The 13,736-nt window shown below is 67.7% G+C and carries 11 protein-coding genes, 1 other RNA gene and 1 pseudogene; 8 read left to right on the forward strand and 5 right to left on the reverse strand.

The window, feature by feature from the left end; genetic code table 11:
- Positions 1-25: 25 nt before the first annotated feature.
- From ssrA to WKF39_RS04490, 3 genes are all read left to right on the forward strand, one after another.
- Positions 26-393, forward strand: a transfer-messenger RNA (tmRNA) gene (gene ssrA / locus WKF39_RS04480).
- A gap of 262 nt (positions 394-655) precedes the next feature.
- Positions 656-1,261, forward strand: a complete 606-nt coding sequence (locus tag WKF39_RS04485) for a TetR/AcrR family transcriptional regulator (RefSeq protein WP_340386028.1) — start codon at positions 656-658, stop codon at positions 1,259-1,261.
- 40 nt (positions 1,262-1,301) lie between these two features.
- Positions 1,302-1,589 (forward strand): 4a-hydroxytetrahydrobiopterin dehydratase, encoded by a 288-nt coding sequence (locus WKF39_RS04490; protein ID WP_340386029.1) that lies wholly within the window; start codon positions 1,302-1,304, stop codon positions 1,587-1,589.
- A 126-nt stretch (positions 1,590-1,715) separates the two neighbouring features.
- Here WKF39_RS04490 and WKF39_RS04495 read toward each other — a convergent pair whose 3' ends face one another.
- Entirely contained in the window at positions 1,716-2,321 is a 606-nt protein-coding gene (locus WKF39_RS04495; protein WP_340386030.1) for a vitamin K epoxide reductase family protein, read from the reverse strand.
- A gap of 106 nt (positions 2,322-2,427) precedes the next feature.
- On the opposite strand from WKF39_RS04495, the gene WKF39_RS04500 reads away from it, so the two are divergent.
- From WKF39_RS04500 to WKF39_RS04510, 3 genes are all read left to right on the forward strand, one after another.
- The gene (locus WKF39_RS04500; protein ID WP_340386031.1) at positions 2,428-3,909 is read left to right on the forward strand and encodes an NAD(P)/FAD-dependent oxidoreductase; all 1,482 of its coding nucleotides are present in this window, start codon (positions 2,428-2,430) and stop codon (positions 3,907-3,909) included.
- Between the two features lie 123 nt (positions 3,910-4,032).
- The gene (locus tag WKF39_RS04505) at positions 4,033-4,602 is read left to right on the forward strand and encodes a hypothetical protein (protein ID WP_340386032.1); all 570 of its coding nucleotides are present in this window, start codon (positions 4,033-4,035) and stop codon (positions 4,600-4,602) included.
- Positions 4,493-5,110, forward strand: coding sequence for a hypothetical protein (locus tag WKF39_RS04510; RefSeq protein ID WP_340386033.1), 618 nt, complete (start codon positions 4,493-4,495; stop codon positions 5,108-5,110). The genes WKF39_RS04505 and WKF39_RS04510 overlap by 110 nt, the downstream gene beginning before the upstream one ends.
- A gap of 28 nt (positions 5,111-5,138) precedes the next feature.
- Here the strand turns inward: WKF39_RS04510 and WKF39_RS04515 are convergent, their stop codons facing one another.
- The 3 genes and pseudogenes from WKF39_RS04515 to WKF39_RS04525 all read right to left on the reverse strand — a co-directional run.
- Positions 5,139-5,918 carry a DNA-formamidopyrimidine glycosylase family protein gene (locus WKF39_RS04515; protein ID WP_340386034.1) on the reverse strand — a complete coding sequence of 260 codons (780 nt, stop codon included), beginning with the start codon at positions 5,916-5,918 and terminating at the stop codon, positions 5,139-5,141.
- Positions 5,905-8,448 (reverse strand): crosslink repair DNA glycosylase YcaQ family protein, encoded by a 2,544-nt coding sequence (locus tag WKF39_RS04520; protein ID WP_340386035.1) that lies wholly within the window; start codon positions 8,446-8,448, stop codon positions 5,905-5,907. The genes WKF39_RS04515 and WKF39_RS04520 overlap by 14 nt, the downstream gene beginning before the upstream one ends.
- 848 nt (positions 8,449-9,296) lie before the next feature.
- A pseudogene (locus WKF39_RS04525) lies at positions 9,297-10,526 on the reverse strand (DEAD/DEAH box helicase); the annotation flags it as partial.
- A 95-nt stretch (positions 10,527-10,621) separates the two neighbouring features.
- On the opposite strand from WKF39_RS04525, the gene WKF39_RS04530 reads away from it, so the two are divergent.
- Positions 10,622-11,647, forward strand: a complete 1,026-nt coding sequence (locus WKF39_RS04530; RefSeq protein ID WP_340386036.1) for an OmpA family protein — start codon at positions 10,622-10,624, stop codon at positions 11,645-11,647.
- Between the two features lie 340 nt (positions 11,648-11,987).
- A complete protein-coding gene (locus WKF39_RS04535) occupies positions 11,988-13,022 on the forward strand; it encodes a DUF3048 domain-containing protein (RefSeq protein WP_340386037.1) in 1,035 nt (344 codons plus the stop codon).
- On the opposite strand, the gene WKF39_RS04540 is transcribed toward WKF39_RS04535, so the two are convergent.
- Positions 13,019-13,675 (reverse strand): TetR/AcrR family transcriptional regulator, encoded by a 657-nt coding sequence (locus tag WKF39_RS04540; RefSeq protein ID WP_340386038.1) that lies wholly within the window; start codon positions 13,673-13,675, stop codon positions 13,019-13,021. The genes WKF39_RS04535 and WKF39_RS04540 overlap by 4 nt on opposite strands.
- Positions 13,676-13,736 lie beyond the last annotated feature (61 nt).

The raw sequence follows: 13,736 nt of genomic DNA on the forward strand, positions 1-13,736 counted from the left end.
TACGGCGGCGTTTGAAAACTCAAGAGGGGCTGATCGGTTTCGACTAAGGTCGTTCGATTCAGGTGAAGCGGGTAGAGGATCCAGGGTTATCTCTCAAACGATCTCTGGAAACCACAAGTGCCGATTCAAAGCGCACTGACTTCGCCCTCGCTGCTTAAGCGATAGGTGAAGGGCTGGCCCGGGGGCGTTCCCGCTCCGGATTGCCAGTCTCATTTAGGGGACTTGCTGATCACACGGCGTCGCAGCGTGTGATCGGGACTTTTCTGCGACTGAGCCTGTCGGCGACGCGTCCGTTCGAGCGCCGGGGCTGAGAAAAGCGACAGACGGACTGCACCCGGAGAAGCCCTGACTCAGCGCCATAGGACCCGGGTTCGATTCCCGGCAGCTCCACGAATGACAGAGCCCCGCTCGCCCCGGTTTTGGGCGAGCGGGGCTCTGTCATTCGTGAAAAGGCAGAGGGAATCGAGTGGGCCCCTCCCTCGCGCCGGAGGCGCCCGAGAAGGGATCCCGGCAGATCCCAGCAGATCTGCGACAGATCCCGGCAGCTCTGCGGCAAGAGCACAAAAAACCATGCACCAACACGAAGTGACATTCATCGCTACGAAATCAGCGAAAAATCAAACTGGCCGGGGCGCCGAGCCGTACCATCTACGCCATGACCCGCAGACCTGGCAGACCTCGCGCCCTGACCACGGAAATCATCGTCGCGGCCGCGTTGGCTGATGGCATCGCGGAGTTCAGCATGCCGTCGGTCGCTCGTCGGCTGGGCGTCGCCCACTCGGGTCTCTACCGTTACGTGACTGATCGCGACGATCTGGTCACCAAGGCCATCGGATATGCCGTCCAATCGGTCACCTGGCCGGAGCCGCAGGCAGAGTGGCGCGAGCTGTTCGCCGCGATAGGTGAGTCGGTGTGGGCCGTCTGCGATGCCTATCCCGGTTATGACCTGACCGCACTCACGGCCCCGTACTGGCCGGTCGAGGCGGTCGAGCTGATGCATCCCTACATCCAGTCGCTGCACAGCCAAGGCTTCTCCGCGGAGGATGCCGCCATGGCGATCGACTCGATCGGCACGCTCGTGCTGACCTGCTCGACCCACGTGGCCCGCCTTCGCAAGATCGCCGGGACGCGAAGCCGCGATCAACTGCCCGGACTGTCCCTCAACGGTTTCGACATCGACGAGATGTGGGCGGACCGTGGGTGGTACGACCGCAAACTCGAGACCCTCCTCGACGGTCTCGAACGACGCCTCACGACCTGAGCGCAACGCTGCGCTGGGAGTCGGACGTATCGTCGGTGGCATGCCCTCGCTCACCGACGCCCAGATCGAAGAAGCCCTCGAGTCCCTGAACGGTTGGTCCCACGACGGGGACGCGATCGTCAAGTCGTTCCAGCTCGCCGATTTCAGGGCAGCGCTCGACTTCATGAACCGCGCAGCGGGCCCGATCGAGGAGATGGACCACCATCCGGAGTGGACCAATGTCTACGACCGGGTCGACATCCGGCTGAGCAGCCACGACGTCGGTGGCATCACCGACCGGGACATCCGGCTGGCCACGGTCCTGGAGCGTGTCGCCGCGGCCAGCTAGTCGATCACGGCGTCGGCGAAGCGTCGGTCCGTGGATCGAAGCCGGTCACCGCCACGGCATACCGCCCGATCAGGTCGACGACCTCGTCATGGCAACCCCCGCGGCACCCGCGATAGGCCCGCCCCGTCACGCCCAGAGGTCGGAGCCGAACTGGAACCAGATGGCAGCGACCACTGCGACGTACCAGAGGATGTTGACCAACAACGTCCAGTCGCTCACGAACCGCGTGACGGGGCTCGCCGGCGCGAAGGCTCGCAGGTTGCGCGCCGTGACCCACACGAAGATCGGGATCGTGACTGCCCACACGACCATGCAGTAGGGACAGAGTGCGTTGAGGTCGTAGATGCTCTGGAACTGCAACCAGGTGACCAGACCGATCCCGAATGTCACACCGGCCTGGAGGCCGATCCAGACGAATGAGGGCAGGGTCTGCCGAGCCAACAACAGGACGCCCAGCGTGATGACGATGGCGAAGCCGGCGACCCCCAGGAGCGGGTTGGGGAAACCGAACACCGACGCCTCATCGGTGTTGATGACGCTGCCGCACCCGACGATCGGGTTGAGGTCGCACGCGAGCGGTCCCTTGGGATTCTCGAGCAGATTGATCTTCTCGATGATGAGGATCGCGGCCGACAGCAGCCCGATCGCCCCACCCAGCGTGAGGAGCCAGCCGAGACCCCGATCCGAGCCAGGCTCCGTGCGGACGTCGACGTCTTCGAGGCGCTGAGTCATATGGCAGATCCTAGGGCGGGCCGGCAACTGTGGCGCAACACACTCGTGACCTGGAGCGTCACTGTGCGTTACAGTTTCGCATACCAACGGTATGCGAGAGGCCACCATGAGCGCGGACAGCACAACCCCCAGCCACGTCGACGTCATCATCGTCGGAGCAGGTCTCTCCGGCATCGGGGCGGCCTATCGACTGCAGGAGCAGTGCCCGGGGAAGTCCTACACGATCCTCGAGTCACGCAGCGCGGTCGGCGGCACGTGGGACCTGTTCCGCTACCCCGGCATCCGCTCGGACTCCGACATGTACACCCTGAGCTTCCCCTTCCGCCCGTGGACCAATCGCAAGGCGATCGCTGACGGTCACGACATCCGCACCTACATCGAGGACGCCGCCGACGAGTTCGGCATCGCGCAGAACATCCGGTTCGGTCACCGCGTCCTGTCGGCGTCGTGGTCCTCGGAGGCCGCCCTCTGGACCGTGACGTCGCAGGTCGGTGAGCAGACCGTCGTGCAGACGGCCTCGTTCGTCTACCTGTGCAGTGGCTACTACAGCTATGACGGTGGCTATCAGCCGGAGTTCCCGGGCCTCTCCTCGTTCGAGGGTCAGGTCATCCATCCGCAGTTCTGGCCCGAGGACCTGGCCTATGCCGACAAGAAGGTCGTCGTGATCGGCAGTGGGGCCACCGCTGTCACCCTGATCCCGTCGATGGCAGACGACGTCGAGCACATCACGATGCTGCAGCGCTCACCGACATACATCACGACCCTCCCCGCCGAGGACAAGATCGCGCACGTCATGCGCAAGGTCATGCCGGCGAAGCTGGCTCACCGTGCCATCCGCCGCAAGAACGCGATCATCACGATCGGCTTCTTCCAGTTCTGCCGCCGGTTCCCCAAGGCGGCGACCAAGCTGCTGCTCGGCCGGGCGAAGCGACAGCTGCCCGACGGCACCGACATGTCGCACTTCACACCGCGCTACAAGCCGTGGGACCAGCGCCTGTGCATCGTGCCGGACGGCGATCTGTTCCGCACGATCCGCCATGGCAAGGCGTCGATCGTGACCGACACGATCCGGTCGTTCACACCGACCGGAGTCGACCTCGACTCCGGAGAGCACCTCGACGCCGACATCGTGGTGACCGCGACAGGACTGCAGGTCGTCGCCTTCGGCCAGCTCGAGCTGGAGGTCGACGGGGTCAAGGTCGACCCGCACAACGTCTACGTCTACAAGGGCCTGATGTTCAGCGGCCTGCCCAACTTCGCCTGGTGCGTCGGCTACACCAACGCTTCGTGGACCCTGCGAGCCGATCTGTCGTCGCAATACGTCTGCCAGTTCATCAACCACCTCGACGCCAAGGGGTATGCCTTCGGGATGCCTGATCCCAAGGGGGCCTCGGGACAGCCCCGGCCGATCCTCGATCTCACGTCCGGATATGTCCTGCGCGTCGCGGGCCAGCTGCCGCAGCAGGGCACGGAGTCGCCGTGGACGATCCGGCAGAACTGGTTGCTGGACTCCTATGACATGAGGCGAACCGATCTCGACCAGGACATGGTGTTCACCGAGAAGTCGAAGGTCTCGGTTCCGGCCTGAGGCGCGGCCCGAGAAAGTTCGTGCCATTCGGTCTGCGGACGGGGCATGATGGTGCCTGCGCGCCGGGCACCGCACCCGCTCGGGCGTGAGGAGTCGAACAGGGTGTTCCGGGGGTAGGACCGCATGACCGACGCCGCATCACCCAGCTCCGAACCGGCCAGCCCGCCTGGTCCCACGACCGGGCCCGCGCCCCGCAACAAACGGCGCCTCCTGATCGTTCTCGGGGTCATCGCCCTGGTTGTCGTGGCCCTGGTCGTGGGGCTCTTCGTCTATGCGTCCTCGGCGGCGGGCGCCAAGGCGTCGGACTACGACGAGGACTACGCAATCTGGAAGTCCAAGGAGAAGCCCGTCCTCCTCGCGGCGACCGCACGGCTGCCCAAGGGGACATACCCGCGCAAGGACACGACGAGCCCCCGGGGAATTGCCACCCAGGAGGGTGGATGCGATGCCGTGGCGGCATCTCGCGTCGATGTCGCGAGCTCGGCCGACCGGCTCCCGACGGTCGGCGACAACGGCCTGATGGCCTCGATCAGCTCGGACTACAGCGACGCCGGGAGACCGGGCCGACCGTCGGGCCAAGGCCGTGCAGGCCTACGCCAAGGCCGCTGCGAAGGCGCTGGGGCAGCTCGAGCGCGACTGTCGTTTCAACCTCGCCGTCAACAAGGCATCAGTCAGGCCCGGCAAGGTGTATGACCAGGCGACGAAGTTCCTCCTCAAGGATGGTGTCACCGAGCCGGGCGGCGTGTTCTGCGACCAGGCCACCTGCGTGTCCTCCATCGCCAAGAAGAAGAACTCCTACGCCGACCTGCGGATCAAGTCGACGAAGCTCTACCGGTCGACGGCGCTCAAGCTCTACCAGTCCGAGCAGTGCTCAGGCACGTCCTATCGTGCGGCCTGCAAGACGCTGGCGGCGGTCTATGACGCGGAGACCAAGGCCCAGCTGAGGGGATATGAGTACGTCCGCGGGACCAGGTCGGCGCTCAACAACGACAAGATCAGCAAGATGCTCGGTCAGGCCGCAAAGGTCAGCAGGGAGGTCAGGCCGCGCCTCCGCAAGGCGGTGCTGGCGCTCGACCCGTCGTTCAAGGCCGACAAGACGATCGCGAAGTATCCCGGCTGGACCGACAACTTCTTCCCGACCGCGGGCAAGCTCGTGCTCGACAAGCTGGATGACGAGAGGGCGGCGATCGAGAAGCTCTAGCCAGGGGAGGGCTTCGGTCCAGGCGAGCTCAGGTCTGGCAGCGCGGGCACCAGAAGGTGTCCCGCTCGGTCGTCGGTCTGTCGCCGAGCTTGCCGGCACGCAGTCGACCGTGGCATCTCCGGCAGCGGCCGCGCTCCCGGTTGTAGACCCACCGATCCTCGCCTTCGCGGGTGCTGCCGGTGAAGGAGCGCTCAACCCGGGACTTGTTGACGTCGAGCATTCGCTGCCCGCGCGAGATGACCCGGCGCAGGTCTGGGACCTCTCCGACCGGGCGAGTCGGCAGAAGTCCCATCAGGAACAGCAGCTCGTTGGCGTATTCGTTGCCGAATCCGGCAACATTGCGTTGATCGAGCAGCGCGACGATGATCGGTCTGTCGGGATCGGCGGCGACCCGGCGGACCGCTTCGTCCAGGTCCCACGTCGGGCCGAGGAGGTCGGGGCCGAGGTGTCCGATCACGGTGTGCTCAGTGCCCCGGGGCAGCACCTCGAGGATCCCGAGCGAGTAGCCGACGGTCTGCCACTCGTCGTTTTCGAGCACGGCTCGGGCGGAATGACCGGGCCTGCGCCAGTCCGAGCCCAGCCGGTAGATGTGCCACGCGCCCTCCATCTTGAGGTGGGAGTGGATCGAGTGGTCCGGCGTCCGGATGAGCAGATGCTTGCCGTGACTGACGACCTCGTCGACCAGCTCTCCGCTGAGGTCGACCGTCGCGAATGCCGGCACCCGGAAATCGGTTCGGGTCAGCTCCCGCCCGGCCAGGGCCTCGCGCAGGTGGTGTGCGGTGCGCCAGACGGTGTCACCCTCGGGCATCGAGTCGCAGCCCCTTGATCGTGCGCTCGAACCCGGCCTCGAGCAGTGGCTCGCCCAGCACCGAGGTGGCAACAGGTTGCCCGTCGGCGGTCTCGATCGTCAGCCTGCTGATGCGCCGCGCCCGAACGGTCATCGCGAGGGAGGCCGCAGCAGCGGCCAACCGTGCAGGTTCGGCGTCGAAGACCAGGACCTTCTTGCCGCCGCGCTCGAGATAGAGCACGGGGCGCCCGTCATGCAGGACGACGAGGGAGCCGGCCTTGCGCGCCGGGCGATGGCGGACCGAGTCGTCTGTGTAGCGGTCGGGCCACGGGAGGGCGGCGCCATAGGGGTTGGCCGGGTCGGTGGCGGCCAGGGTCATCGCCGGGGCATCGGTCGGCCTGTCGTCATCATTGACGTGTCCGCGCATGCGGTCGACCGTCGAAGGGGCTGCGAACTGGGCAGCGCCGAGCGTCTCGATGTAGTAGCCACGGAGCACAGACCCGGTCTGCTCGAGCTCGCGCAGGACGCGGTAGACCCCTGCGAACCCGCCCGGCGTCTGCTCGGCCATGACCGAGCCGCGGGTCACCACTCCATATCGGCCCACCAGCGACTCGGTCCGGGCCAGCTGCAGGCTGGTCGAGTCGGTCACGCTCTCGGCGAGGGCGAACCAGCGCCCGCTGACGGTCGGTGGGCCCTGCAGCGCGACCCGGGGCGAACGGGCGCGGCGGCCGTGTATGCGCGCGCGGGGCGCGGGTCGGGTCGTGCGGTGGGCGCCGCCGCGCCCGACCAGGGTGCGGACCGGTGCGAAGGTGTCGTTGCTGACCCGTCCGGACCAGACGAGGTCCCACAGCGCTCCGGCCAGTGCGCCGTGATCATCGCTGCCGATCGCGTCGGCGAGCTGTCGGAAGAGGAACGCGCCGCCGCCCTGGAGGGCCTCGACGATCGTCGCCTGCAGGGAATCCGGCTCGACCTGCTGGACCCCTGCCGCCCGAAGAACGAAGTCTGCCGAGTGGAGCTGGACCCAGCCGTCGTTGCCGGGCAGCGACCCGGCGCCAGACCAGACCACCTCGCCGGCGGCGGTGAGCTCGTCGAGCATCGTGGGTGAATAGTCGCGAACTCGTGCCGGAAGCACCAGGGACTCCCAGGCCGAAGCAGGGAGTGCCAGCCCGGCCAGCTGATCGATGGCCGACAGGACTCCGTCCGCGCCGCGGAGGTTGCCGCCCACGCCCTGCCATGACGGCAGGAACCGCGCGAAGGTCAGTGGATCGACCGGCTCGACCTGTTGGCGGGCTGCGGCCAGGGATCTGGACCGCAAACGCCGAAGGACTCCGGGCTCGACCCACTCGGTGCCGGTGGCCTGCGGCCGGAACTCACCTTCGGTCAGCCGCCCGTCACGTGCGAGTCGCCGGAGAACCTGGAGGGCGACCGCGCTGCCGAGGCCGAATCGTGCCGCGGCCTCGGCTGCCGTGAACGGACCGTGGGTCCGGGTGTAGCGCGAGATCAGGTCGGTCAGCGGGTCTGTCGTGACCTCCAGGAATGCCGCGGGGATACCGAGCGGAACCACGACTCCCAGCGCATCGCGCAGCCGTCCTGAATCCTCGACCACGGCCCACCGCACGTCGCCGGCAATCGCCACCTCGACGACACGACGGTTGTCGCACAGCTCGGCGAGCCACCTGCCCGCCTCCGGCGCGGCATCAGGCTGCAACCTGGCCGCGACCTCGTCGGTCGACAGGGGGCCGAGCATGCGAAGGAGGTCGGCGACTCCCTCGATGTCCTTGGCGCGCCGATCGGCGGTCAGGCGCTGCAGCTCGAGCTCGAGGTGATCCAGGACCTCTGGGTCGAGCAGCTCGCGCAGCTCAGCGCGGCCCAGCAGCTCGGCGAGGAGGGTGGGATCAAGGGTCAGTGCGGATGCCCGCCGCTCGGCCAGCGGGGTGTCGCCCTCATAGAGGAACGCGGCGACATAGCCGAACAGGAGGGTCTGGGCGAATGGTGACGCGCGCTCGGTCGTGACCTCGGCGATCTGGATGTCCCGCGACGCCAACCGTTTGGTCAGTGCCGTCAGCGCCGGGAGGTCGTAGACATCCTGCAGGCACTCCCGGGCAGTCTCGAGCAGAATCGGGAACGACGGATATTTGCGCGCGACGTCGAGCAGCTGCGCGGACCGCTGACGTTGTTGCCACAGGGGCGCACGGGACCCGGGGTTGCGGCGCGGCAGGAGCAAGGCGCGCGCAGCGCACTCGCGGAAGCGTGAGGCGAACAGGGCGGAGCCGCCGACCTCCTCGGTCACGATCTTGTCGAGGTCGTCGGCGTCGAAGACGAACAGATCCGCACCAGGAGGCTCGGCCTCGGTGTCGGGGATGCGCGCGACGATGCCGTCATCGCTGGCAACGACCGAACCATCCATGCCGAAGCGCTCGATGATGCGTGCGGCCACCGCCAGGGCCCACGGGGCGTGCACGCGGCGGCCGAAGGGTGAGTGCAGCACGACCCGCCAGTCGCCGAGCTCGTCACGGAACCGTTCGACGACGAGGGTGCGGTCGGACGGCACCTGCCCGGTTGCCTCCTCTGGTCGCGGAGGTAGGAGCCGAGGTTGTCCGACGCCCGGCGGTCCAGACCGAGGCTCGACATCCGATCGGCGAGCGTGGCCGGCGCCAAGTTGGTGGCCTCTCGTACGAATCCGCCGATCGCCTCACCGAGCTCATAGGGCCGGCCGATCGCATCGCCCTTCCAGAACGGCAGCCGAGCGGGTTGGCCGAATGCCGGCGTGACGATGACCCGGTCGTGCGTGATCTCCTGGATCTTCCAGCTCGTGGCGCCGAGGGCGAACACATCGTTGATGCGGGACTCGTAGACCATCTCCTCGTCGAGCTCACCGACCTTACGGCTGCCGGACTCGTCAGTGCCGGCCGCCAAGTTGACCGAGAACATGCCGCGATCTGGGATGGTGCCCCCGCTTGTCACCGCGAGTCGCTGGGCGCCCGGCCGGCCGGTCAGCGTGCCGGTGTCGCGGTCCCACACGAGTCGTGGGCGGAGCTCGGCGAACTCATCGGATGGATATCGCCCGGACAACAGGTCGAGCGTCGCGTCGTAGGCCGATCGCGGGAGGGTCGCGAAGGGGGCGCTGCGGCGCAGGGTGTCGAACCACTCCTCGACATCGATCGGCTCGAGTGCCACGACCGCGACGGTCTGCTGAGCCAGGATGTCGAGCGGATTGGCCGGTATGTCCAGGCGCTCGATCAGTCCCTGCTGCATGCGCGAGGTCGTGACCGCCGCCCCGAGGAGGTCCTGACGGGAGGTGGGGAACGTGATGCCCTGGGAGATCTCTCCGACCTGGTGGCCCGCCCGGCCCACTCGCTGAAGGCCGCTGGCAACCGAAGGAGGGGACGAGACCTGGATGACGAGATCGACCGCGCCCATGTCGATGCCGAGCTCGAGGCTGGAGGTCGCCACGACGCACCTCAGGCGACCGGACTTGAGCTCGTCCTCGATCAGTGCGCGCTGCTCCTTGCTGACCGAGCCGTGATGGGCCCGCGCGAGCACAGTCTCCGCGCCGTCGGTCTGTGCCCCTGTCGTCGGAGATCCCGTGGTTTGCGCTCCCGTGGTCTGCGCTCCCGTGGTCTGCGCTCCCGTGGTCTGGGCGCTGCCGCCCATCACCTGCGCAGGCGGGCGCGTGACCTCGGTGTCCGTCTCGGCACCGAGGTGCTCGGCGTATGCCTCGTTGAGCCGCGCAGTGAGCCGCTCGGCCACGCCGCGGGAGTTGACGAAGATGATCGTCGATCTGTGCTCGAGCACGCGACGCATCACGGCATCCTCGACGTGCGGCCAGATGCTGCCACGAGGTTGGTCGTCGTCAGTGAGGGACCGGGCGCCGCTGCCCTCCTCACGCGGGGGAGCCGGGATCTTGGTCATGTCATCGACCGGCACGGCGACCTCGAGCGCCAGCCGGGTCTCGGCCTCTGGTGCGACCACGGTGACGCGAGCGGAGCCAGCGAGGAATCGGGCGACCTCGTCGTGCGGGCGGACCGTGGCGCTCAGCCCGATGCGGCGGGCCGGCGCCGGGAGCAGGGCGTCGAGGCGCTCGAGGGAGACCGCCAGGTGAGCACCACGCTTGGTGCCGGCCACGGCGTGGATCTCATCGATGATGACCGTGTCGACAGTGCGCAATGTCTCGCGGGCTGCCGAGGTCAGCATGAGGAACAGTGACTCGGGCGTCGTGATCAGGATGTCGGGCGGGTGGGTCACCAGTGCGCGGCGATCGCGTGGGGTCGTGTCGCCGGAGCGTACGCCGACCGTCACCCCACGGAAGTCATCACCGCGTCGCGCGGCGGCCTGGGTGATGCCCACCAGGGGCGAGCGGAGGTTGCGCTCGACATCGACGGCGAGCGCCTTGAGCGGCGAGATGTAGAGGACCCGGGTGCCCTCGGACTCGCCGGCGTGCATCAGGCGATCGATGGAGGAGAGGAATGCTGCGAGGGTCTTGCCGGAGCCGGTCGGCGCAACCACCAGGACGTGGTCATCGCCCGCGACACCCTCCCACGCACCGATCTGGGCGGGAGTCGGAGCGTCAAAGGACTCGTCAAACCACTGCCGTGTGGCGGGAGCGAATCGAGCGAGTGCAGCAGTCATCTTTCCATCGTCCCAGCCACCACTGACATGCGCTCAGGACAGCCAGCCCACCCGATAGTCTGAGCATCCGTTGCGGTGTCGAGGCAGGAGCGGGAGTGTCGGAGGAACGTCTCAAGGGACTCGCTGCACTCATGGGCCTCGCCCTCGTCGCCATCGTGATCGCCGGTGCTCTCGTCGGATCGGCCTCGGTGGCCGACGATCTGCGTACCCGTGTCGACCGGGCGCTCACCGCTGCGGGCCTCGGCGGCATCGAGGTCGAGCTCTCGGGCCGCGAGGCGGTGCTGAGCGGCGGTGACGCGGCCGACCTCGACCGGGCCGAGCTCGTCGTCGAGGGCATCGAGGGCGTTCGGTCAGCGGATGTCGAGTCCACCGACGCCGCTGCGAAGCCAGGAGCCAAGAAGGGCTCGCCCACGGCGCCGACGTTGGTCCTCGGCCGTACGACCCGTGGTGTCGCCATCAGCGGGACCGTGCCAGATGCCGATGCTGCAGCAGGTCTCAAGGCGCAGGCCGCCGAGGCATTCGCCGTGCCCGTCACGGGTGATCTCGTGATCGATCCCTCGGTCGGCTCGGCGGGCTGGTTGACCAGGCTCCCGGACGTGTTCGGCGACATCGCCAGCATCAAGGGTCTCGACCTGCAGATCGACGAGTCGGGCACGATGGCGCTGACCGGCAGGATCGAGAGTCATGCAGGAGCGGCCAAGATCCTGCAGCTCGTCGCGGCCGAGGTCCCGGACCTGGAGGTCAGGAGCCGGCTCACCGTCGAGCCCGGCAATCTCTCCGAGGACGATGCGGCACTCCTCAACTCCTCGACTCTCTACTTCGCGCGAGGCGCGGCTCGCCTCAGCGCCCGCAACCAGCGAGTGCTGGATGTCGTGGCGCAGATCCTCAGGAGCAACCGCCGCCTCGCGATCGAGGCCGCAGGGCACACCGGACCAGCGGACCCGGTCAAGGGCGAGCGACTCGGCATCGCCCGGGTCGCGGCGGTCAAGGCATACCTCGTGGCGGCAGGCGTGCGCCCCGGCCGGATCGGCACCAAGGTCTTCGGTTCGGTTCGCACCTCGACGGCCGGAGCCTTTGCCCAGCGCTACCGCCGGGTCGACTTCGTCGTGACGGGAGATTGATCAGTGTCCGGATACACCGTCGGTGAGATCACTGTCTGGCTCGTGCTGGCAGCGGTTGTGGGATTCGCCCTGGGCTGGCTGCTGAGTGAGCTCCGTTGCCGTGCGTCGCATAGTGCTCGACCCGTCGCGGATCCCGCTGCCCTGCGGGTCGTCACCGAGTCGCCACCACCGGCCAAGAAGTCCGCCGCCAAGAAGACAGCTGTGCGAACGGCCCCCGCCAAGACGGCGTCGACCCGATCCGACCCGTCCAGAACGACGCCGCCGGAACCGCCGGAGAGCAGCTGAACGACAGACCCGAGTCGGTGCGCTGGACGGCCTCGCCATGAGGCATGCTGGCGGCATGAAGTTGCGTCTGCTCGTTGCGATGTCCACCGTCGCCCTCGCTCTGGCCGCCTGCTCCTCCTCGGACGGAGCCAAGGAACCCACGACACCGGAAGCCTCCAAGGGCGCCAGCAAGAAGCTCGTCGAAGTCTCGCCGCTGACCGGACGCGTCCTGCCCGACGGTCGGCCGGCCAATCCGGTCTTCGTCGTCAAGGTTGAGAACACCGACGCCGGCGCCCCGCAGTACGGGCTCAACAAGGCCGACCTGGTCGTGGAGGAGCTCGTGGAGGGCGGCCTGACCAGGCTCGCGGCGCTCTACTACTCCAACCTGCCGTCGAGAGTCGGCCATGTGCGCTCGCTGCGTGACACCGACATCGGCATCGCCGCGCCGGTCGGCGGCCAGGTCGTGGCCTCCGGTGGCGCGGGTGGCACCTTCAAGCGGGTCGAGAACGCCGGCATCACGGTGGTCTCCGAGGACGCCGGCGACGCCGGCTTCAGCAGCGATCCCGCGAAGTCACGTCCCTACAACCGGTTGATCAACCTCAAGACGGTGGCCAAGAAGGCCAAGGCCACCAAGATCAACGGGCCCTATCTGCCGTGGACCCCCAAGAGTTCTGAGCCGGCGACGCCCGCCCCCAGCGACAGCGCGGCGACAGCGCCGGCCGCCAAGCGCACCCGGCAGGCGACCGTCCGCTTCTCCAACTCCACTGCGACGGGCTGGAAGCTTGCCGGAGGCAAGTGGCAGCGCACCAACGGTCATGCCGCCCCGGGCAAGGACTTCAAGGCCAACACGATGATCGTGCTGTTCTGCGAGGTCGGCGACGCCGGCTACACCGATCCGGCCGGCAACCCGGTGCCCGAGACCAAGCTCGAGGGTCGCGGTCGCGCCATGGTGTTCCACGGCAACACCGTCAACGAGGTCAAGTGGCGCAAGCCGGGTCTCGAGGACTCGATCAACTTCACGACCAAGGACGGCGCACCCTTCACGATCGATCCGGGCAAGGTCTTCCTCGAGCTCGTGCCCGACGAGGGCGGCTCGGTCAATCTCGGCTAGGGCTGATCGATCGCCGGCAGGAGGCGCAGGCCCGCGAGGATCGTGCCGATCGATGCCTGCACGTCATCACTGGCGGCATCCGGGTCCTCGGCATCGGCGACATACTCCGATGCGGATCGGATCGCGCCGTAGAACACCGCACCGAAGGCCTCGTTGAGGTCCGTGCCGCCGCCGAGATCGGCCAGCAGGTCGTCGACCGTCCGTTGGACGATGCCGAACGAGGCGGCCTTCTCGGCCTCGTGCCAGCGCTCGTGGCCCAGTGCGACGGGACCCTCCTGCATGCAGATGCGGCGGAACTGCGGCTCGCGGCACACCTCGAGGAACTTCTCCAGGCCGATCTGGGCACGCTCCCACGGATCCTTCGAGGCGTTGATCGCCTTCTCGATCTCGTGGGTTGTGTCCTCCTGCACGCGGAAGAAGACGCTCTCGAACAGCGCGAGCTTGCTGGGGAAGTGGTGATAGAGCGCGCCCTTGGTGACCCGGGCAGCCGCCACGACCTCGTCCAGCGACGTGCCGGCGTAGCCGTGGTCGGTGAACAGGACCGTGGCGCTGTTGAGCAGGGCGCGCTTGGTGCTTGACGAGTAGTCCTGGCGCCGCGTGGTCTTTCGAGCGGTGCGCAGGACGTTCTTCGTCACGCGTGCGGGGTGGGCCATACGGAGAAGTCTACGGCTCGGGACCCTGGGTGGGGCGAATCACATACCGAGGGTTTGCCTA

The organism is Aeromicrobium sp. (assembly GCF_037719875.1).
In the GTDB taxonomy this organism is placed as follows: domain Bacteria; phylum Actinomycetota; class Actinomycetes; order Propionibacteriales; family Nocardioidaceae; genus Aeromicrobium.

Excerpts from the sequence above, each read along its gene's own strand:
- WKF39_RS04485 (WP_340386028.1), top strand. The coding sequence starts at position 656 with ATGACCCGCAGACCTGGCAGACCTCGCGCCCTGACCACGGAAATCATC.
- WKF39_RS04490 (WP_340386029.1), top strand. The coding sequence starts at position 1,302 with ATGCCCTCGCTCACCGACGCCCAGATCGAAGAAGCCCTCGAGTCCCTG.
- WKF39_RS04495 (WP_340386030.1), bottom strand. The coding sequence starts at position 2,321 with ATGACTCAGCGCCTCGAAGACGTCGACGTCCGCACGGAGCCTGGCTCG.
- WKF39_RS04500 (WP_340386031.1), top strand. The coding sequence starts at position 2,428 with ATGAGCGCGGACAGCACAACCCCCAGCCACGTCGACGTCATCATCGTC.
- WKF39_RS04505 (WP_340386032.1), top strand. The coding sequence starts at position 4,033 with ATGACCGACGCCGCATCACCCAGCTCCGAACCGGCCAGCCCGCCTGGT.
- WKF39_RS04515 (WP_340386034.1), bottom strand. The coding sequence starts at position 5,918 with ATGCCCGAGGGTGACACCGTCTGGCGCACCGCACACCACCTGCGCGAG.
- WKF39_RS04535 (WP_340386037.1), top strand. The coding sequence starts at position 11,988 with ATGAAGTTGCGTCTGCTCGTTGCGATGTCCACCGTCGCCCTCGCTCTG.
- WKF39_RS04540 (WP_340386038.1), bottom strand. The coding sequence starts at position 13,675 with ATGGCCCACCCCGCACGCGTGACGAAGAACGTCCTGCGCACCGCTCGA.